The following is a 19,881-nucleotide window of genomic DNA, read 5'->3' on the forward strand; positions in this document are numbered from 1 at the left end:
AAATTGCTAGTTTTCAGTCGTTAGTCACAACTATTTAATTGCTGCTTGAGAGTGAGTGAGTGTGATTTTGTAAAATATTATTACTTTTGCAAATATTTTCTAAGTCTAAGCCGAGCGAATAGGATTCGTGGCTACACAAATTTAGCCCACCTGCGTGGGCTAAGAGTAAGAGAAGAAACGTAGAGTGTGCGTAAGTCCTAATTTATTTCAGTCTATGTATTGAAGGTAATTAGGACACCTCAGTTTCAATTTCCTGGATTTCCTGTAATGTTTGCCAGCCAGCCTGCCACTGGGAATTATCTTGTAATAATTTGGCATTTATCCAAAAACGGACTTTAGGATCGCAAGAAGCAACCATTTCGGCGTAAACCCACTTAGCCTGATTTTTACGATTGACAACTTGGAAGTGCCGCCAGCCATCAACTTTTCGCTGTGCTGTCCATTTAGAACCGACTAGGTAAGGAAACTTTTGTTTTTTAGTCATTTGTCATTTGTCACTTGTACTGAGCGACTTGCCTTGACTTGTGCCGAGCATCTCGACTTCGTTCGATGGAACCGGAGCCGAGATAGCGAAGTCGAAAGGAGCCGAAGTATTTGTCATTAGGTATTGGGAAAACACTTTTTTTATCGCCAGTCCCCAATACTCAAATTAAGATGTCACCAAATCACCATTACGGGTAAACTTCTGGCAATCCAACTCACTATCTTGCTGGACGCATAGCGAAAACCATCTGATATGACTCCAGCAGGTATTAATGTTGTTGGTAATTTTGCGCTTTTTCTTGGAAAGTCGTTGCCTTACAACTTCATTAAGGCAAAGAATTTCTAACGTACCCGTACCATCTTCGTAATCGACGATGCGAAATAGGCAGTCTTGCAACATAGCACGGCTGCTGCTGTCGAAGAACCGCTTAAACCTCTGTAGCTTTTCCCCTTCAGTCATTTGGCTGATGGGTTTTATTTTCAAGAAATCCTCATCCTCAAAATCAAAGTTATCATCTTCAAAGTCGTAGGGGTCAATCATTTTCAGCATCCACTAGGCGACCTGGAATTATGGTAACTCTGTGTGAGGGCAGGGGAATAAGGAGATACGGAGATGGTTTTGTACCATTGACTTGAAAGTTGATGGAGTTTAACAACACCTTGCACTGCTGAGAATTAAAAATGATATTTGCGATCGCGTACCCACATATTTATAGGTATCGCTTTACCTTGTGCATTCACTTTCACTTCCACTACTATCGGTTGCGGCTGTCCTGGTTTGATTGATCGGGCTTTAGAGATATCATTGTTAATATCGTTCCGTTGATCCTCTGGGATGTAGTAAGTTTCTAAGCCATAAGTAATCGAATTATAGCCACTATATTGACCTTTTAAGGCTATCTGATTTGCAGCTAAGGAAGTTGGGAGTTGTCCACTTACGCGCACAGGTTTCCAAGCTTGAGGAATTCCACCAGAGGATTTTTGCTCTTCCAAAATTATATACAAGTTGGTTCCCTGCGCCAAAGGCTCGCCTCGTTTATCGGTAGCAGGATTTTGCTTCACCAAATCTCCCCAACCAGGAAGTTTTTTTAAATTATCTATGCGAGAAATTTGATAATTTAGCGTCACAGAGTAACCGCGCAGCAAATCGTAAGGATCTACAGGTAGAGTTTGCAAAATAGCTGTTTTACCTGTAACAAATGTGTAAACTGATTGGGCTGGTACTGCTATGATGATCGCTGTTTGAATTAGCAGGGGAACTACAAACCGCCAAAAAGCTATAGGTTTTTTTGAAGGTTCATTTTGCAAAGGTAATGCTTGATTAGTTTCCATAGGGAATAATCCGAAAAATGAGTTTTAAGTATTGAACAATCGGCTTTTTTGAAATTCATAAATTTATTACATAAATTCTGCATAAAAATGCACTTGATATTTATTAAACGAACCACGAAAGATGCAAAAAAAGATATGGTTCAAGTAATTAGTGCTTTTTTGACAGAGATTTTGTATTATGACCGATTCTCATCAGAAGTTGATAAAACTGGTAAAGACGACAAATAACGTTCAAACCACAATCCAGCAAAAATTACAGCGACACCGCACAAAACAAAAACTAAAGATTTTAAGAGTAAAGCGGTGTCGTACTCTAGCGTTCGGCTGATAATTTGTAGTGTTAATAATATTAGTCCACCCCAAAAATCGCGTCGTTGTCCTGACTCCAGCGCTTCGCGAATTAGTTCAAACCCTAACACTGCTAAAAGGACATTAAAAGCAAATATGGGAATGGCTGGAATCAAAGTGATAGCTTGATGAACGAAGATTAATAAAGCAGTTATGACAATCAAGCTGCCAATAAAGATTGTCTTGAAATCTATTCCTTGGCGTTCCCTGTTGCCTGTTGCTCGTAGCAAATGCCACCATTGCCACAGAGCTAAAACTGTGAAAATTGCCACATCAATAAAGGGTAGCGAAGTTGCTAAGTGATTATTTTGAAATTCAGTGTAATAACCAACAGATGGATTTGACCATAACCAACGGAAAGACAGGTAGTAAAACGTGATGCTGAAAAACACCCTAGCTAAAGTCCTAGCAAAGGGCTGAAATAGCCTGGAAGAAACTCGCCAAAATAGTAAGTCATCATAACTCCACAATAATGCTGGGGGGAGGGCAAAGGCGGCTATAGCAATCCAAGGTGGAGCATCTTTATATGTCAGAACTTGCAGCGACTGGAGATGAAATTGCCAAGATGTAACAAATGCGATCGCCGCAATTCTGAAAATCCAACGGGAACGACACCAGTAAGCTAAAGGTACAAATACTACACCTAAGAGTAGGGGCAGATGTTGTATTACCAGCCGCGCCCATGTCAGCTCATTTTGTGCAAAGTACCCATCGAAGCATCCGATCGAATACCCGATTAGTACTAGAATCAGGGCAAGCATCCCCAAGGAAGTCAAGCGCAAACCGTAAGCCATTAGCAAAACAGCCAACCCCCAAATTAAGAACAGTTCGTAACTTGAACCGCTAATATGGAACATTTGCGCCAACAGCGCTATATTTGCGCCTATCGTCAACGCACCTAAAAGTAGCAAGCCTTCTCCAAAGACCTGTTGGCGGCGTTTTCGGCTTCTTGGGGAAATATTATTGCTTGCAGGTTGTCTCCACAAAATAAAACCAGCAATATTAGTTATCAGGAATAAACTTAACAGTAGTGTTAACTTGGCTTCTCTATTCAAAGCTTGCCAGTTGGCAGCTACAAAAGTAATTACACCTAAGCCTAACAATGTTGCACCCACAGCGATCAAGATAAAAACGAAGCGATCGCGAGCGGCAGTTTCTAGATTATTAAATTGATACCTTTGTGCGAGTATTTGGTAAAAATCGGCATCAATAAGTCCTTCATCCTGCCATAGTTGCGCTTCTTGACGCAACTGGCGGCGAAAATTATCAAGTAACATGATTTTCTCCGAGGCTGTAAGCAAATGGAATATGGGACGAGAAATATGCTCGTCAAATCAATGAAGCTAATTATACTTACAGTGTCGCTCGACTGTTTTACGCAATACAGGTGTGAAAGTAAAGATGGGCTTGACACCATTTAAGGCGATCGCCTAGTTCATTGCCTTAAACATCTCACGACTGCCTAGAAAGTACAAATAAGGAGTTTTTATTTCCAAGAGCGGTAATACTACTCTATAAAGATGTAAAGACCGATCCAGCTAGTCGCCTCTATGTTTTTACAATGACGATATCAGAACAAAACTGATTCTTGTTCTGTATGCGATGGACACTTCGCCCAAAAAGTGTTCCCCCAAAGTTCTGATATCTGAAGACAAGCTGCTGTCCGGGCGATTATATCGGAAGTCGGCACTCAGATAACTCTGGGCAGCATTGTCTCATGGTTGGGCGTTTACGTTCCTCAAAAAAGCCTATGCAACCAACTAATCCAAATCAATTTACAGAAAAAGCCTGGGAAGCGATCGCCCATACCCCGGATATTGTGAAACAATATCAACAGCAGCAGATAGAAAGCGAACACCTGATGAAAGCGCTGTTAGAACAAGATGGTCTAGCAACTGGCATTCTCACCAAGGCAGGTGTTAATCTTCAAAAACTGCGCGATCGCACTGAACAATTTTTTCAACGTCAGCCGAAAGTATCCGGTACTAGCAGTTCTGTTTACTTGGGACGCAGCTTGGATACACTTCTAGATCGAGCAGACGGATATCGCAAAGAGTTTGAAGACGAATATATTTCAATTGAACACTTATTACTGGCTTACGCTAAAGATGACCGTTTTGGCAAAGGTTTATTCCAAGAATTTGGTTTAGACGAAGGCAAGCTAAAAAATATTATTAAACAAATTCGTGGGAGTCAAAAAGTGACCGACCAAAATCCAGAAGGCAAATACGAAGCACTGGAAAAATACGGGCGTGACCTTACAGAAGCCGCGCGTAAAGGTCAACTCGATCCAGTGATTGGGCGGGATGATGAAATTCGTCGGACTGTACAAATTCTCTCTCGCCGCACTAAGAATAATCCTGTGCTAATTGGTGAACCGGGTGTTGGTAAAACTGCGATCGCCGAAGGATTAGCACAGCGTATTATTGCAGGTGATGTACCTCAATCCCTCAAAGACTGCAAACTAATCGCTTTAGATATGGGTGCTTTGATTGCAGGGGCAAAATTCCGGGGTGAATTTGAAGAACGTCTAAAAGCGGTATTAAAAGAAGTTACTGAATCTACCGGCAAGATTGTTTTATTTATTGATGAAATTCACACTGTTGTCGGCGCTGGTGCAACCCAAGGCGCGATGGATGCTAGTAACTTGTTAAAACCAATGTTGGCGCGGGGCGAATTGCGCTGTATTGGGGCGACAACTTTAGATGAATACCGCAAACATATCGAAAAAGATGCCGCATTGGAAAGACGTTTCCAGCAAGTTTATGTGGATCAACCCAGTGTAGAAGATAGTATTTCGATTTTGCGCGGGTTGAGAGAACGTTATGAAAACCACCACGGGGTGAAGATTTCTGATAGTGCTTTAGTTGCAGCCGCCGTATTGTCGAGTCGATATATTAGCGATCGCTTCTTACCAGATAAAGCCATTGACTTGGTAGACGAAGCCGCCGCTAGGCTGAAAATGGAAATTACCTCCAAACCTGAAGAACTCGACGAAATCGATCGCAAGATTCTGCAATTGGAAATGGAGAAGCTATCGCTGCAAAAGGAAAGCGATGCCGCTTCTCGCGAACGTCTAGGAAGACTGGAAAAAGAAATTGCCGATCTCAAAGAAGAACAAAAAACGCTGAATACTCAATGGCAGTCTGAAAAAGATATCATTGACAAAATTCAGTCTGTTAAAAAAGAGATTGAACGGGTCAACTTAGAGATTCAGCAAGCAGAACGCGACTACGACCTTAACCGGGCTGCGGAGTTGAAATACGGTAATTTAACTAGTTTGCATCGTCAATTGGAAGCAGTAGAAGCTGAATTGGCAAGCACTCAAAGAAGTGGGAAATCACTATTACGAGAAGAAGTCACAGAAGCTGATATTGCCGAAATTATTTCTAAATGGACGGGAATTCCGATCAGTAAGTTGGTGGAATCTGAGAAAGAAAAACTGTTGCATTTAGAAGATGAACTGCACCGTCGGGTGGTTGGACAAGAAGAAGCAGTCACAGCTGTAGCCGATGCAATTCAGCGATCGCGCGCTGGATTAGCCGATCCTAATCGTCCCATCGCTAGCTTTGTTTTCCTTGGGCCTACGGGTGTTGGTAAAACCGAATTGGCGAAAGCGCTGGCGGCGTATATGTTCGATAGCGAAGATGCGTTGGTGCGAATCGATATGTCGGAGTACATGGAGAAACACGCCGTCTCTCGCTTAATCGGTGCGCCTCCAGGATACGTAGGCTACGAAGAAGGCGGACAACTTACAGAAGCGATTCGCCGCCGTCCTTACTCAGTGATTCTCTTCGACGAAATCGAGAAAGCACACCCCGATGTCTTCAATATCTTCTTGCAAATTCTTGATGATGGTCGCGTCACAGATGCCCAAGGTCATAAGGTGGACTTCAAGAACGCTATTATCATCATGACCAGCAACATCGGTTCGCAGTACATTCTTGATATCGCCGGAGATAACAGCCACTACGACGAAATGCGCCGTCGAGTCATGGAAGCAATGCGGAATAGCTTCCGTCCAGAGTTCCTGAACCGGATTGATGAAATCATCATCTTCCACGGTTTAGATAAGAAGGAATTGCGGCATATTGTGCTATTGCAAGTGGAAAGATTGCGGCAAAGATTGAGCGATCGCAAAATATCTCTCAAACTATCGGATGCTGCCCTTGACTTTTTAGCAGAAGTAGGATACGACCCAGTGTATGGGGCGCGTCCACTGAAGCGGGCGATTCAGCGAGAATTAGAAACGCAAATTGCTAAATCCATCTTGCGCGGCGAATTCAACGACGGCAACACCATCTTTGTAGATGTGCAAAATGAAAGGTTGTCGTTTAGCCGTTTACCAGTTGAAGTCTTTACCGGATAATTACACCTGATAAATCACACACAAAAACCCGTTTTCTCACAGAGAGCGGGTTTTTGAATTATCTAGAAGTAAAGTGAAAATCCTATCAGCAATGCCTAAACTTTTGATTGAGTCTTACACATAACTTGTCGCATTTTACGCATATTTGCAGGCAACTCTAAATTCATCGCTTGTTGAATAAAAATAGATGGAATTGGAATTAGAGGTGTCGCTTGCACAGTATAAGCAAGTATTGTGCCATTACCACAATCTTGTAGTTCTAAATTGGCGTTAAAGTCCTCAAAAGTCCCATTTACCATGCGAAATTGGATTTGCTGCCCCAGCACTTCTACAACATTGAGGTAAATTTCCACTTGAGCCGTAAAAAAGAAGAAGGCTTTTTGTGCTGCTTGATACAGACGTTTGACTTCACCTTTATGTATTACCTCACTCTTGGTGATATCGGGAAAATATTGTACCCAGCGGGGATAATCAGTTAATTGCTGCCAAACGTGCGATCGCACCATCGGCAAATACATCCAGGCTGTCACCGCCCCACCCGATAGCTTGTGCGATCGCGTTTCTAGCAGAATTTCACCCTGTACCAGCAACTTTTGCTTGTCTTGACTCCAAGCCATATCTGAACCTGCAATAATTGAATCTGATATATAAGACGCAGACATAATGATTAAGTTACTCCTCAACTCATCCACCTAAATAGAGTTGAAACTACAAGCCATAAAACTTGATTTAGATCCAACCCATTATTAAATTAGTTCCAGTTTAATACTTATCTTTTCCGGAAAGGATGATTTTTTGCTCATCATTTCAGTTACTTTACTGTAAAAACTGTGTTTCTTATCACAATTAACATAATTAATACTTCAGTGACTTTTGTCAAAGTAATACTTGTAAATGAAAAACTGCGTTGTTAACAGCTAGAATGGCACAAACACGATTTAACATCAAGTACCTTACCCTAAAGTTTGGATAGTATCTCTCAGTTTTTACGTGTTATTTCTGATGAAACTATAACTTCATCGTAACTTCATATTTTAATTATCAATATCAAGTGTAATGTCTGTTGAGTTGAGAGGAAAATTAGGTGAATCAATCTTCTTTAAATCGTAGATTAATCCAGATTTTTGGTACACTTCTCGGCATTAGCGTTGCCGTCTGGGTACTGAGAGGTATTGGTATTCTCACTTTTATCCCAGGTGGAATTATTTGGCTCTTGCTACTTGGGGCGATCGCGATCGGAATTATCAGTTACGCCCAAAGGACATGGTGGCGTTTTTAGTCATTTGTCATTTGTCATTGGTCATTTGTCATTTGTCATTTGTCAACTGATTGCCAAAAGTATTTAATAGGGAAGCAATGTCAACAATTTACGAGGGGAAAGGAACATGGCAAAGTATAAATGTACTGTTTGTGCCTATATATATGACCCAGCAGAAGGCGATCCAGATAGCGACATAGCACCGGGAACAGCCTTTGAAGATATCCCAGAAGATTGGTCATGTCCAACTTGTGGTGCGACAAAAGCCGACTTTGAACCTGATGAAGAGTGAAAATAACAGCTAGCCTAGAAAGTAGGTGCTGTAAAAGAGACATTTTTGAAATTGTTACCGTTACAAATTGTAGTTATTGGGGGTGGGGCAGCAGGATTTTTTGGCGCGATCGCTTGTGCTAAAGCCAATCCTGATGCCCAAGTTACTTTACTCGAAGCCAGTCGCCAACCCCTAGCGAAAGTGCTAATTTCTGGTGGCGGACGCTGCAACGTCACTCACGCTTGCTTTGAACCGGAGGAGTTAGTGCAAAATTACCCCAGAGGTGCAAAAGCTTTGCGGGGTGCTTTGACTCGGTTTGGGCCTCAAGATACAGTAGCTTGGTTTGCTACTGGTGGAGTCTATCTCAAAACGGAAGCTGATGGCCGGATGTTTCCTGTCACCAACACTTCAGAAACCATTGTGGAATGCCTAATTAAAGGGGTGGCGAAATCTGGGGTAAAACTCCGTATCGGTACGCATGTAACTTCCGTGAAACAAACCGCAGCAGACGGGGGATTTGATATTTTTCTGAAGTCGGGAGAGACGATTAAATGCGATCGCCTACTTTTGGCAACCGGTAGCAGCCTTGCGGGTTATAAAATTGTCCGAGAGTTAGGTCATCAAATTGAACCGCCAGTACCCTCGTTATTTACCTTCAACATTGTCGATCAAAAGCTGCGGGAATTGGCTGGAGTTAGCGTTAACCCCGCTCAATTGCGGTTCTCTGCGGGCGGAAAATCCCAATTACAACAAACTGGGCCATTGCTAATTACCCACTGGGGTTTGAGTGGCCCGGCTGTTTTGAAGCTTTCTGCTTGGGGTGCAAGAGTTCTGCACGAAAGCCGCTACCAAGCCAGATTATTGATTAATTGGCTGCCTGATTTGCACCAAGAACAAGTGCGAGAAAAAGTTTTAGCAGTTAAAGATGAATGGGGAAAGAAAGCGATCGCATTGCATCGCGGCGTTGACCTACCCCATCGTCTCTGGCAATATATCATTGCCCGTGTAGGCATTACTACTGATGATCGTTGGGCAGAAATATCTAGTAAAACCTTAAATCAACTGGTGCAAGAACTTACTCAGGGACAATACTTAATCAACGGTAAAGGAGCCTTCAAAGAAGAATTTGTTACCTGTGGCGGTGTCAAGCTCAAAGAAGTCAACTTCAAGACGATGGAAAGTAGGTTAGTTCCTGGTCTTTATTTTGCCGGAGAAATCTTAGATATTGATGGCGTTACCGGTGGGTTTAACTTCCAAAGTGCTTGGACAACAGGGTATTTAGCAGGCATGGCAATGGCGAATAACCACGAATAGTCTGCCGATCCAAAATTGATGGATTTGGAGTGACACAAAGACGCGGAGATTTTTCTCCGTGTTAACCTCAACGCATTTACCAGTTCTTTAGGAACAAGCGATCGCTACTTAACTATATTTACTTATCAAAATTCTTACTAATTCTCCAGCATTTCCCACCTTGCCACTCTACATTCATACCAGCCACCCTAGAGAAGGCAAATTTTTCCGGGTGTATTACTTTTTTCATAAAAAATATATGAATACTGATAAAAATGCTGCGTCTGAAATTAGGTTGCAGGGAAGCCAGTATATGCTGCATGGCTTTCCAGTGCTTGGTGTTCCTGATGAGGAGCGTGCTGTAAAATACTTCAGCCTCAATCCATTTTTACCAAACGCTCAGAATCGTTGCCCGATTGAATGTGCCTATTGTGTCTGTCATCAAGACCGTGAATGGCATCATCATCCACAAAATTTTCAGGATGTCTCAAATCCAGTTGACCTGCTCAATCTTTTGCTAGATTACATTTTTGCTACCCAGGAGGGACAAAAGGGCTTTCCAATTTCACTGTGCGATTACTCTGACCCTTTTATTCCAGTCCATCGAGAACGCGTACTATCAATTCTGGATGCACTTATTGACCGCAAAGCTGCCAACATCGTTTACATCACCACCAAAGTCCATCCTGGTCAATCTTTTCTAGAGCGCCTCAAAACAACTTTAGAGCGACCTCATTCACTTCGAGTCACTGTCTTTGTTAGTTTACCACCCTTGAAACCAGGCTATGAACAAGCCTCAATTCAGAGCCGGGTAGAGTTGCTGCAAGATTTAGTAAACCTTGGCATTCCCTGTTGTTGGTATCTGCGTCCACTGGTTGAAGAGTGGTTTGATGAAGCTTTAATGTGGCAATTAGCACGTACATTATTGCCTTATGTTTCCCGTCACGTTATTTTATCTGGGCTTGTGATGTCTGAAGAGATTGAAGCGAGTCTGTTAAAACAGGAATTAATCGTTCCAGAATGGGATCGTACACAACCAGGACGTAAGCAATACTTGTCATTGGAGTTCGAGTCAAAACTACGCTCAATTCTCAGCACTGTTGCTAGCGAGCAAAATATTTCTCTGGGCCCAGTGATGGGACATCGGCTATGCGGTACTAACGGCAATCATGCCTATGGCTGCTTGATTTGCGCTAAACAAAACCGTTATTGCCAACTTTTTCAACTTCATCACTATGGTGAAACGATCGCTACCGAAGATAATCAACGCCTCAAGACGCTATTGAGACAAGATTCTGTGAAAGTAAGCTCACGAGAGCCATCAACAGAAGAATGTCAGTAAAGTTAATCCAACCTGAAGTGAATTTAGGAACAGTCTGATTGCCTCACCGCTACGCGTCTACAAAATTACTGTATTGGAGCATAAAGAGGGAAAATTATCTTGCGATTGTAGATCAATTTTGAACACACCCAACAATGAAATTCAGCGAAATCCTCCGTCAATTTGGTGACGCAGCCACCAATCATAGCCTGACTAGCAACCCAGACCAAGACTTAGAAATTACAGGGGTAGCAGCCATTGATGAAGCTACCAACGGTACGATCAGTTATGTAGAAGGTGCAAAATTTGGGTCTTTTGTTGGCAATACCAATGCTAGTGCTTTAATTTTGCCCCAGGACGAAAAATTACAAGCGCTTGCACAAGAAAGAGGTATTGTCTGGATAGCAACCTCAGATCCGCGATTATTGTTTGCCAAAGCGATCGCACTTTTTTATCAACCATATCGCCCTACCCCAGAAATTCATCCCACTGCTGTGATTCACTCCACCGCAAAAGTTGGTAGTGATGTTTACATTGGCCCCCATGCTGTGATTCAACAAGGCGTAGAAATTGGCAATGGGGCAATCATTCATCCGAATGTGGTGATTTATCCAGATGCCAAAATAGGCGATCGCACCACCTTACACGCCAACTGTACTATCCACGAACGCACCCGCATCGGTGCAGATTGCGTCATTCACAGTGGTGCTGTCATCGGTGCAGAAGGCTTTGGTTTTGTTCCTACCCGGACTGGTTGGTTCAAAATGGAACAATCCGGCTATACAGTTTTAGAAGATGGCGTGGAAGTTGGCTGCAACAGTGGTATTGACCGCCCAGCCGTCGGAGAAACACGGGTAGGTCGCAACACAGTAATTGATAACTTAGTGCAAATAGGTCACGGTTGCCAAATTGGTTCTAGCTGTGCGATCGCAGGTCAAGTTGGCATGGCGGGAGGGGTGAAACTGGGAAATCGCGTTATTTTAGCTGGACAAACAGGAATAGTCAATCAAGTGAAGATGGGAGATGGGGCGATGACATCTGCTCAAACTGGAATTCACAGCGATGTTGCACCAGGAGAAGTTGTCTGCGGAACTCCAGCCCTTCCTTACAAACTATATCTCAAGGTATGTGCTGTTTATGGTCGCCTGCCAGATATGTATCAATCGCTAAAACAATTGCAACGTCAATTCAAAAATAGCAATGAATAAGCTGAAAGTTATCTAAATTACATAACCAAATTCAAATTAACTCTTGTGGGGCGTGAATCTTGCACGCCCCATTCTGTATTCTTCTTCAAAAGGATTTTGTTTTTATTCCTATTGACAGATGACAAAAAAAGTTTATTGATAATTTTATCCCAACTTTAGAAATTTGTAGAAAAAAGTAAAGATTTAGTTAATGATGTTTTTTTATTTGCTTACGAAAAAATAAAACACTAGAATTTTTATTAGGACAAAGTACGAACTTTTACGGAATTCCTTTAAAAAGAGGTAACTAATTATTCACAGCAACTACGCGTACAGATCAGTTAACCAAAAACAAAAATTTTTGGAACGCATTATAGTTAAAGTTTAGCCTCAATTATTGAAGATAATGTCAATTTTAAAGCTTATCCTAACCTAAATAAGGATTTGCAAACTTGTGAAATATGGTTACAAAAGGTTTGCACATTTTGCTATGTAAACTGCCTTAGTAATTGTCCATTATTCACATTCAATCAGTCAATCAAGTATTTGTTAATAAGCATTTGCAAACATACTCCAAAACATAGTTACAAAGGGTATGCATTTTTTGCCATGCAAGCTGCGTGAATAATTGTCTATATATTCACGCCCAATTAGACAATCAAACATCAACAAAATCCATTTATCTCCTAGAATAATGACTGCAATTCTTTCTTTGGATACTAAGATATCGAACCAATTACAGCAAATTTTGTTAGAACTCACAACTGTACAGGATTTGTCTTTACATCCCTTTGTTCAACGCTTTGCCAAAGGAGAATTTTCACAAGATGCAATCCGCCAGTTTGCAATGAAAATGCTACCTGGCTCAAACAGATTCAATATGGCTTTTTTGAAGGTTGCGTCTAAAATGGATAGTTACCATGCTAGAACGATTATGCTAGAAAATGCATTTACAGAGCATGGAGAACTCGACTCAGACCTTGCTCATGTAGCATTATTTATGCGTTTTATGAAAGGTATTAATTGTCCTCAAATTGATATCAATGCCGATGATGGAGCGTTTCTCATTCCGGCATTACGCTTTAAAAAATTTGAATTTTGTGATGATGAACCGATAGTACGCTCTTTAGGAAGATTTGCAGCAATTGAGCAAGTCTTACCTGGAATTTTCATCAAATACATCGAAGGACTTCGTAAGATATTTAAAGGTATTGATGACCATACAATCGAATATTTTCATCTCCACTGCCACTTAGACCCAGAACATACAGACGAATTGATTCAAGTGGCTCAAATTTATACCAAGTCTGAGAAAGATGTTGAACTCTTCCGTGAAGGAGTCGAAGATATGGTTAAATCAATTGGCGATATGTTTTCTTGGATGGATGAAAACATCGAAAAAGAAGCGTTGACTTTACAAAGCTAATACCAAATCGATTCTCAAAATTAGAGTTTAATAAAAGTTATCCAAAATTACCAGTCTTATATATTACAAGTTGGGTAATTTTGGAAATTTTTTTATCAAAACAATTATTCCTGTCCAAAGTCCAATCAATTAACCAGGCAAGGGACTTACAGCAGTTTTCTTTTGCATGAGGTACAAAGTCACTGGTTTTGAAGCAGGAGGCAGTGTTTCGACTACGCTCAACAACCAGGCAGGAGGCAGGAGGAAAAAGAATAATTTGATTTGTGAATCCTTGGTTCTGTACCTCATTTAGTTGCAAAGTGCTGTAAGTCCCTTGTACTCCATAAACTAAAATCCTAATTTTTCCAACACTGGCTTTGTGGAAACAATGTGACGGTCTAAACCCAGTTCTTTTGGACTAACGCCAAGTGCCAAAGCAATCAATTGGGGTAAATGCAACACTGGTAAACCTAGCTTCTGTTCAATCACCTTTTCTACCTCTGGCTGACGCGAATCTAAATTTAAGTGGCACAGAGGACAAGGTGTAACTATACAGTCAGCACCAGACGCTAAAGCGTCCTGAATATGCATCCCCGCCATTTTAAAAGATTGGGTAGTGGCATAACTAGCAAGGGGCCAACCACAACATTGCGTCCGCCCTCGGTAATAAATTGGTGTTGCACCCACCGCCCGAAACATATTTTCCATCGCTTCCGGTTGAAAAGGGTCGTCATAAGGCATAGATTTTTGGGCGCGGAGGAGATAACAGCCATAAAAAGCCGCACATTTTAATCCAGTTAACTTCCGGGTGACGCGTTTGGTAATTTCCTCTAAACCGTAATCTGTTACTAAGGCGTAAAGAAGATGTTTAACGTCAGTACTGCCGCGATAAGGCGAACAACCTTCTTTATTTAACAAGCCATTAACCTGTTCAATGTAAACAGGGTTAGAAGTCTTACATTCTTTCAGGTGTTCGTTGACGTGACCGATAACACCTTGACAAGTGCTGCAATGGGTAAGTAAGGGCAGATTTAATTCTTCTGCTAGGGCAATATTTCTGGCGTTGACTGTATCTTCTAGCAGTTGCGAATCTTCTTTAAATGTGCCGGAACCGCAGCAAGCAGCTTTTTTAAGTTCAACTAGTTCAATGCCCAGTACTTGGGTGAGCGCTTGAGTTGATTGGTAAAGTTCCCGACAGGCCCCTTGAGCAACACAACCAGGGAAGTAAGCGTATTTCAGTGTCTGAGGTAGCATAGAAGTATGTTTGGGTTAGAGCGATCGCTCTAAACAATAACTGTTTTATCATTCCCTTGTTAGCACTAAAGTTCTGATGTTTGACGTTTAGCTACCCTTTAAGCGTCTAGGTTAAAGGGTCGCAGCATCTACATATTCTTAATTGCTAGCAAGGCTGTAAATACTGGTCGAGACATTGTAAAAAATTTTAGCAATAATAAAAAAACCAAAGCATTTACACGGTATCGACGATGGCGTAGCACGCTCTACTGCTCAAGTGTTTATATAAAACTTATCCGATTTATTTTAGGAATGGGAGAGGTTTTATAACAGAAAAACCCTTGGAAGTATGCCGGCGATCGCGCTTGACGATAAGATGTATATGCTCAAAACAATGTCTCCTCTAAAGAGCAGATCGTAGCAAGTGGTTAAGGACTTTTATTTATGAGCCAAGCGGAACTTTTTGAAAAGGTCAAGAAAATCGTCATCGAACAACTGAGTGTTGATCCCCCAGAGAAAGTCACACCACAAGCCAAGTTCATGGAAGACCTGGGAGCAGATTCCCTCGATACCGTTGAGTTGGTGATGGCTTTGGAAGAAGAATTTGATATCGAGATTCCCGACGAAGCTGCCGAGCAGATTACATCGGTTCAACAGGCAGTAGATTACATCAATAACAAAGTTACCGCCTCAGCTTAACTGGGGATTGGAATTGGGGATTGAGATTGGGGAGATTTTTCTCTAATATCTAGCCACTTTTCGCGTGACGCTGCTAATGTCACTAATGCTGACGTTAACGACAGTCACTTGAAGTCAGCAAATCCGATGCCAGTCGCTCGTAAAGGAAACCTTTAAGACCGCGCTGGCTCACCAGTACCTAGTCGCTAACCTCAAATTTTTTGCCTGCTGCTTTTTCGCCATTTTTAACTGAATCATGACAGATCATACACGTAAACGCGTTGTTGTAACTGGTGTTGGCGCGATTACACCTATAGGTAACACAGCAACAGAATATTGGAATGGATTATTGAGTGGACGCAATGGCATTGACTACATCACATTATTTGATGCGTCTCGCCATGATTGCCGGATTGCTGGTGAGGTGAAAAACTTCGATCCGCATGATTACTTGGAGCGCAAAGAGGCCAAGCGCATGGATCGATTTTCCCAATTTGGGGTTGCAGCAGCAAAACAGGCTCTAGCTAACTCGGAGTTAGCGATCAATGACCTGAATGCAGAACAGGTAGGTGTCACGATCGGTTCTGGCGTTGGTGGGATTAAGGTATTAGAAGACCAGCAAACTATCTACCTCAACCGTGGTCCCGATCGCTGTAGTCCATTCATGATCCCAATGATGATCGCCAATATGGCCGCAGGATTAACGGCAATTCACACGGGTGCTAAAGGGCCAAACTCTTGTCCTGTAACTGCCTGTGCTGCTGGTTCTAATGCCATTGGAGATGCTTTTCGCTTAATTCAAGGGGGATATGCCCAGGCGATGATTTGTGGGGGAACGGAATCAGCTGTCACACCTTTGTCGATAGCTGGCTTCGCCGCCTGCAAAGCACTCTCTTTTAACAATGATGACCCGGCTCATGCTAGCCGTCCCTTTGACCGCGATCGCAACGGATTTGTCTTGGGTGAAGGTGCGGGAATTTTAATTCTCGAAGAACTGCAACACGCCCTAAGTCGCGGCGCTCACATTTATGCCGAAATGATCGGCTATGGCATGACCTGTGATGCCTACCATATCACCTCCCCCGTACCCGGTGGACTCGGAGCCGCTAGAGCGATCGAACTGGCTCTTAAAGATGCTGGAATAACTCCCGAACAAATTAGCTATATTAATGCCCACGGCACTAGTACCCCAGCTAACGATTCAACTGAAACCTCAGCAATCAAAAAAGCTTTGGGAGAACATGCCTATAAGGTGGCAATTAGCTCCACCAAATCGATGACAGGTCATTTATTGGGCGGTTCTGGAGGTATTGAAGCAGTCGCAACAGTACTAGCGATCGCTAATGACCAAATTCCACCGACAATCAATCTGGAAAATCCCGATCCAGAGTGTGACTTAGATTACGTGCCTCACTCTAGCCGCGCTCAAAAAGTCGAGATAGCAATATCCAATTCTTTTGGGTTTGGCGGTCACAATGTCACACTGGCCTTTAAAAAATACGTTTAAAAGAAGGCAGGAGGCAGGTGGTCACTGAGCATAGTCGAAGTGAGGCAGAATTCAGAATTCAGTAGTTTAATCCGACTCTGCTCGTTTGCCCAATGCCCAATGCCCCATGCCCTATGCCCAAAGTATCAGAAATATCATTCCGATATAATTTAAGCGTTCAGCATGACCCAATTATCAGCTTGATTTATCACCAGAAACTCAGGAGATCCCGCTTGTCCATCGACAAGCGGGAGTGGGATGATGAGGATACTGTGGGGAATCTAAAATAACCCCAGCAAGAGAAGCTACGAAGAGTGCTAACCCGTCGTTAAAAACAAGAGATTATGACTGTTGCAACCCAATCCGCCAAAGAATTGTCCGTCGAAGAACTGGCTATTAACTCGATCCGCTTCTTGGCTATTGATGCCGTAGAAAAAGCAAAATCGGGACACCCAGGACTACCAATGGGTGCGGCTCCGATGGCTTTTGTCCTCTGGGATCGCTTTTTGAAGTTTAATCCCAAGAATCCCAAATGGTTTAATCGCGATCGCTTTGTCTTATCTGCCGGTCATGGCTCGATGTTGCAGTACGCCCTGCTTTACTTGACAGGCTACGACAGTGTAAGCATTGAAGATATCAAGCAATTCCGCCAATGGGAGTCTAAAACCCCCGGACACCCCGAAAACTTCATGACCCCAGGCGTAGAAGTCACCACTGGCCCATTAGGTCAAGGAATTGCTAATGGTGTCGGTTTAGCGATCGCCGAAGCGCACCTTGCCGCTAAATTTAACAAACCCGATAGCAAGATTGTTGACCATTACACCTACGTAATTGTAGGTGACGGTTGCAACATGGAAGGAATTTCTGGTGAAGCTTGTTCTTTTGCAGGACACTTAGGATTAGGCAAACTCATCGCTCTGTACGACGACAACCACATTTCGATCGACGGTTCCACAGATGTGGCATTTACCGAAGATGTTTCCAAGCGCTTTGAAGCTTACGGTTGGCACGTCCAACACGTCGAAGACGGCAACACCGATTTAGAAGCGATCGCCAAAGCAATTGAAGCGGCTAAAGCTGTCACCGATAAGCCATCTTTCATCAAAGTAACAACCATTATTGGTTACGGTTCCCCCAATAAAGCAAACACTGCTGGCGTTCACGGCGCTGCCCTTGGTGGAGACGAAATAGCATTGACTCGGAAAAATTTGGGTTGGGAATACGAGCCTTTCGTAATACCCGAAGAAGCCCTCAACCACACACGCAAAGCAGTGGAGCGCGGCGCAGGTTACGAAACCGAATGGAACAAAACCTTTGCCGACTACAAAGCTAAGTATGCCCAAGAAGCGGCTGAATTTGAACGTTACCTAAGCAGCAAGCTACCCGACGGTTGGGATAACGTACTACCCACCTACACCCCCGAAGACAAAGGACTACCCACCCGTAAACACTCAGAAACTTGCCTCAACAAACTGGCAGGGGTTTTACCTGAATTGATTGGTGGTTCGGCTGACTTGACCCACTCCAACTTGACCGAAATCAAGGGCAAGAGCGACTTCCAAAAAGGGCACTACGAAAACCCCAACATCCACTTTGGTGTGCGGGAACATGCTATGGGCGCAATCTGTAATGGTATAGCGCTGCACACTTCAGGATTAATCCCCTACGGTGCTACCTTCTTGATCTTCACAGACTATATGCGTGCTGCCATCCGCTTATCTGCCCTTTCCCAAGCTGGCGTGATTTGGGTGATGACTCACGATTCCATTGGACAAGGTGAAGATGGCCCGACACACCAACCCATTGAAACTCTAGCTTCCTTGCGAGCTATTCCTAATTTATTAGTGTTTCGTCCCGCAGACGGTAACGAAACCTCTGGCGCTTATAAAATAGCGATCGAGCAAGCGAAGCAAAACGCTCCGTCTCTATTGGCGTTCACCCGTCAAAACGTCCCCAACTTGGCAGGTACATCGGTTGAAGGCGTAGCCAAGGGTGGATACACCGTGGTGGATAGCGAAGGTACACCTGATATCATTCTGATTGGTACTGGTTCAGAACTGAGCCTCGCCGTCGGCGCAGCCGAAAAACTTACAGCCGAAGGTAAGAAAGTTCGTGTTGTCTCGCTACCTTCATGGGAACTGTTTGAAGCACAGGATGCGGCTTATAAAGAATCCATTCTGCCGAAAGCTGTCACCAAGCGTTTGTCTGTAGAAGCTGCCGCTAGTTTCGGTTGGCACAAATATGTAGGTACTGAAGGCGATACTGTTAGTATCGATCGCTTTGGTGCTTCGGCTCCAGGTGGTGTTTGTTTAGAGAAGTTTGGTTTTAGCGTTGATAATGTATTAGCTAAGGCTAAACAATTGTTGGGTTAATAGCAACAGAATATTCTCAAAATATTGTGGGTGGGCTGAAAAGCCCGCCTTTTTTTTACATAGAGAAGGGTTGAGGGAGATTAACTATAATTGAATAGATTAGTTACGAATTAGGAGGAAGTTATGCAGGAAGTTTCAGGGAAAAGAGATATGGCGATCGCACGGTTATCAAAAATCGTCGATAAGTTAATTCAAGATAATAGTCTTTATCAAGAAAGATTAGATAAACAAGAAATTATTCAACATCTAATTAATTTATTGGATAAGTTTTCACCAGAATTTATAAATGCTCTTTCTGAAAGGGAATTAACAGATAGAATTGATAGTATTCTAGTGATAGAGGCAGTTTCTGGGACATTAAATGACTTAACACCAGACCAAATAGAGATGTTTGATGCAGCAGTAGAAAGGAGATAGGAATAAATAATGGGCTATCTTCTCGACACGAATGTATTAACGGCTATTCTGAAGAAGAATCAGAAGGTAAATATTAAGCTAGAGGAGGTGCGTTTTCTAGGAGAAGATGTATTTATAAGTTGTATAACATATTTTGAATCCAAAAGAGGATTGCTTTATGCAAATGCTACCAGACAGATATCTGATTTAAATGAATTCTGCCGAAATTATAAAATTTTATTTTTGGATGATTTAGAAATTATAGAAAAAGCCTGTGAAATTCATGCAGATTTAAAGAGAAAGGGTAGGAAAATACAAGAGGCTGATGTATTGATAGCGGCTACGCCAATTGTACGCGGTTTGGTTCTGATTTCAGATGATTCTGATTTGTTGGGAGTCGAAGGGCTTAATTTAGAAAATTGGTTGAGAATGGAATCTTGATGAAAATT

19 protein-coding genes are annotated in these 19,881 nt (G+C 42.6%); 13 read left to right on the forward strand and 6 right to left on the reverse strand.

Annotated features, from left to right (window positions below; genetic code table 11):
• Nucleotides 1-229: 229 nt before the first annotated feature.
• The 4 genes from AC1F2U_RS14595 to AC1F2U_RS14610 form a co-directional block, all read right to left on the reverse strand.
• On the reverse strand, nucleotides 230-484 hold the full coding sequence (locus AC1F2U_RS14595) for a TIGR02450 family Trp-rich protein (protein ID WP_012410754.1): 255 nt from the start codon (nucleotides 482-484) through the stop codon (nucleotides 230-232).
• Nucleotides 485-649: 165 nt separating this feature from the next.
• The gene (locus tag AC1F2U_RS14600) at nucleotides 650-1,033 is read right to left on the reverse strand and encodes a hypothetical protein (protein ID WP_480261771.1); all 384 of its coding nucleotides are present in this window, start codon (nucleotides 1,031-1,033) and stop codon (nucleotides 650-652) included.
• Nucleotides 1,034-1,158: 125 nt separating this feature from the next.
• The gene (locus AC1F2U_RS14605; protein WP_480261772.1) at nucleotides 1,159-1,815 is read right to left on the reverse strand and encodes a GDYXXLXY domain-containing protein; all 657 of its coding nucleotides are present in this window, start codon (nucleotides 1,813-1,815) and stop codon (nucleotides 1,159-1,161) included.
• A gap of 176 nt (nucleotides 1,816-1,991) precedes the next feature.
• A complete protein-coding gene (locus AC1F2U_RS14610; RefSeq protein ID WP_480261773.1) occupies nucleotides 1,992-3,440 on the reverse strand; it encodes a DUF2157 domain-containing protein in 1,449 nt (482 codons plus the stop codon).
• Nucleotides 3,441-3,913: 473 nt separating this feature from the next.
• Here AC1F2U_RS14610 and clpB point away from each other — a divergent pair, with 473 nt between their 5' ends.
• A complete protein-coding gene (gene clpB / locus AC1F2U_RS14615; RefSeq protein WP_480261774.1) occupies nucleotides 3,914-6,532 on the forward strand; it encodes an ATP-dependent chaperone ClpB in 2,619 nt (872 codons plus the stop codon).
• Nucleotides 6,533-6,627: 95 nt separating this feature from the next.
• Here clpB and AC1F2U_RS14620 read toward each other — a convergent pair whose 3' ends face one another.
• Complete coding sequence (locus AC1F2U_RS14620) at nucleotides 6,628-7,194, reverse strand: SRPBCC family protein (RefSeq protein WP_334879475.1); 567 nt, start codon at nucleotides 7,192-7,194, stop codon at nucleotides 6,628-6,630.
• Between the two features lie 422 nt (nucleotides 7,195-7,616).
• Between AC1F2U_RS14620 and AC1F2U_RS14625 the strand changes: the two genes are divergently transcribed.
• The 6 genes from AC1F2U_RS14625 (at nucleotide 7,617) to AC1F2U_RS14650 (ending at nucleotide 13,288) form a co-directional block, all read left to right on the forward strand.
• Nucleotides 7,617-7,811 carry a hypothetical protein gene (locus tag AC1F2U_RS14625; protein ID WP_292729343.1) on the forward strand — a complete coding sequence of 65 codons (195 nt, stop codon included), beginning with the start codon at nucleotides 7,617-7,619 and terminating at the stop codon, nucleotides 7,809-7,811.
• Nucleotides 7,812-7,917: 106 nt separating this feature from the next.
• Nucleotides 7,918-8,082 (forward strand): rubredoxin, encoded by a 165-nt coding sequence (rd, locus tag AC1F2U_RS14630; RefSeq protein ID WP_334719257.1) that lies wholly within the window; start codon nucleotides 7,918-7,920, stop codon nucleotides 8,080-8,082.
• A gap of 51 nt (nucleotides 8,083-8,133) precedes the next feature.
• Nucleotides 8,134-9,375, forward strand: a complete 1,242-nt coding sequence (locus AC1F2U_RS14635) for a BaiN/RdsA family NAD(P)/FAD-dependent oxidoreductase (RefSeq protein WP_480261844.1) — start codon at nucleotides 8,134-8,136, stop codon at nucleotides 9,373-9,375.
• 238 nt (nucleotides 9,376-9,613) lie between these two features.
• Nucleotides 9,614-10,696 carry a hypothetical protein gene (locus tag AC1F2U_RS14640; protein WP_480261775.1) on the forward strand — a complete coding sequence of 361 codons (1,083 nt, stop codon included), beginning with the start codon at nucleotides 9,614-9,616 and terminating at the stop codon, nucleotides 10,694-10,696.
• Nucleotides 10,697-10,830: 134 nt separating this feature from the next.
• Nucleotides 10,831-11,883, forward strand: a complete 1,053-nt coding sequence (lpxD, locus tag AC1F2U_RS14645; protein ID WP_480261776.1) for a UDP-3-O-(3-hydroxymyristoyl)glucosamine N-acyltransferase — start codon at nucleotides 10,831-10,833, stop codon at nucleotides 11,881-11,883.
• 673 nt (nucleotides 11,884-12,556) lie between these two features.
• Nucleotides 12,557-13,288, forward strand: a complete 732-nt coding sequence (locus AC1F2U_RS14650; RefSeq protein WP_480261777.1) for an iron-containing redox enzyme family protein — start codon at nucleotides 12,557-12,559, stop codon at nucleotides 13,286-13,288.
• A 327-nt stretch (nucleotides 13,289-13,615) separates the two neighbouring features.
• Here the strand turns inward: AC1F2U_RS14650 and AC1F2U_RS14655 are convergent, their stop codons facing one another.
• A complete protein-coding gene (locus AC1F2U_RS14655; RefSeq protein WP_480261778.1) occupies nucleotides 13,616-14,521 on the reverse strand; it encodes a CoB--CoM heterodisulfide reductase iron-sulfur subunit B family protein in 906 nt (301 codons plus the stop codon).
• A gap of 423 nt (nucleotides 14,522-14,944) precedes the next feature.
• Between AC1F2U_RS14655 and acpP the strand changes: the two genes are divergently transcribed.
• From acpP to AC1F2U_RS14685, 6 genes are all read left to right on the forward strand, one after another.
• Entirely contained in the window at nucleotides 14,945-15,199 is a 255-nt protein-coding gene (gene acpP / locus AC1F2U_RS14660) for an acyl carrier protein (RefSeq protein ID WP_480261779.1), read from the forward strand.
• Between the two features lie 235 nt (nucleotides 15,200-15,434).
• Complete coding sequence (gene fabF, locus AC1F2U_RS14665) at nucleotides 15,435-16,685, forward strand: beta-ketoacyl-ACP synthase II (protein ID WP_480261780.1); 1,251 nt, start codon at nucleotides 15,435-15,437, stop codon at nucleotides 16,683-16,685.
• A gap of 113 nt (nucleotides 16,686-16,798) precedes the next feature.
• On the forward strand, nucleotides 16,799-16,954 hold the full coding sequence (locus AC1F2U_RS14670) for a hypothetical protein (protein ID WP_157816647.1): 156 nt from the start codon (nucleotides 16,799-16,801) through the stop codon (nucleotides 16,952-16,954).
• Nucleotides 16,955-17,008: 54 nt separating this feature from the next.
• The gene (gene tkt / locus AC1F2U_RS14675; protein WP_480261781.1) at nucleotides 17,009-19,036 is read left to right on the forward strand and encodes a transketolase; all 2,028 of its coding nucleotides are present in this window, start codon (nucleotides 17,009-17,011) and stop codon (nucleotides 19,034-19,036) included.
• A 123-nt stretch (nucleotides 19,037-19,159) separates the two neighbouring features.
• Nucleotides 19,160-19,453 carry a hypothetical protein gene (locus AC1F2U_RS14680; RefSeq protein WP_480261782.1) on the forward strand — a complete coding sequence of 98 codons (294 nt, stop codon included), beginning with the start codon at nucleotides 19,160-19,162 and terminating at the stop codon, nucleotides 19,451-19,453.
• Between the two features lie 9 nt (nucleotides 19,454-19,462).
• Nucleotides 19,463-19,873 (forward strand): PIN domain-containing protein, encoded by a 411-nt coding sequence (locus tag AC1F2U_RS14685; protein WP_480261783.1) that lies wholly within the window; start codon nucleotides 19,463-19,465, stop codon nucleotides 19,871-19,873.
• Nucleotides 19,874-19,881 lie beyond the last annotated feature (8 nt).

It is taken from the genome of Nostoc sp. LEGE 12454 (assembly GCF_056620565.1).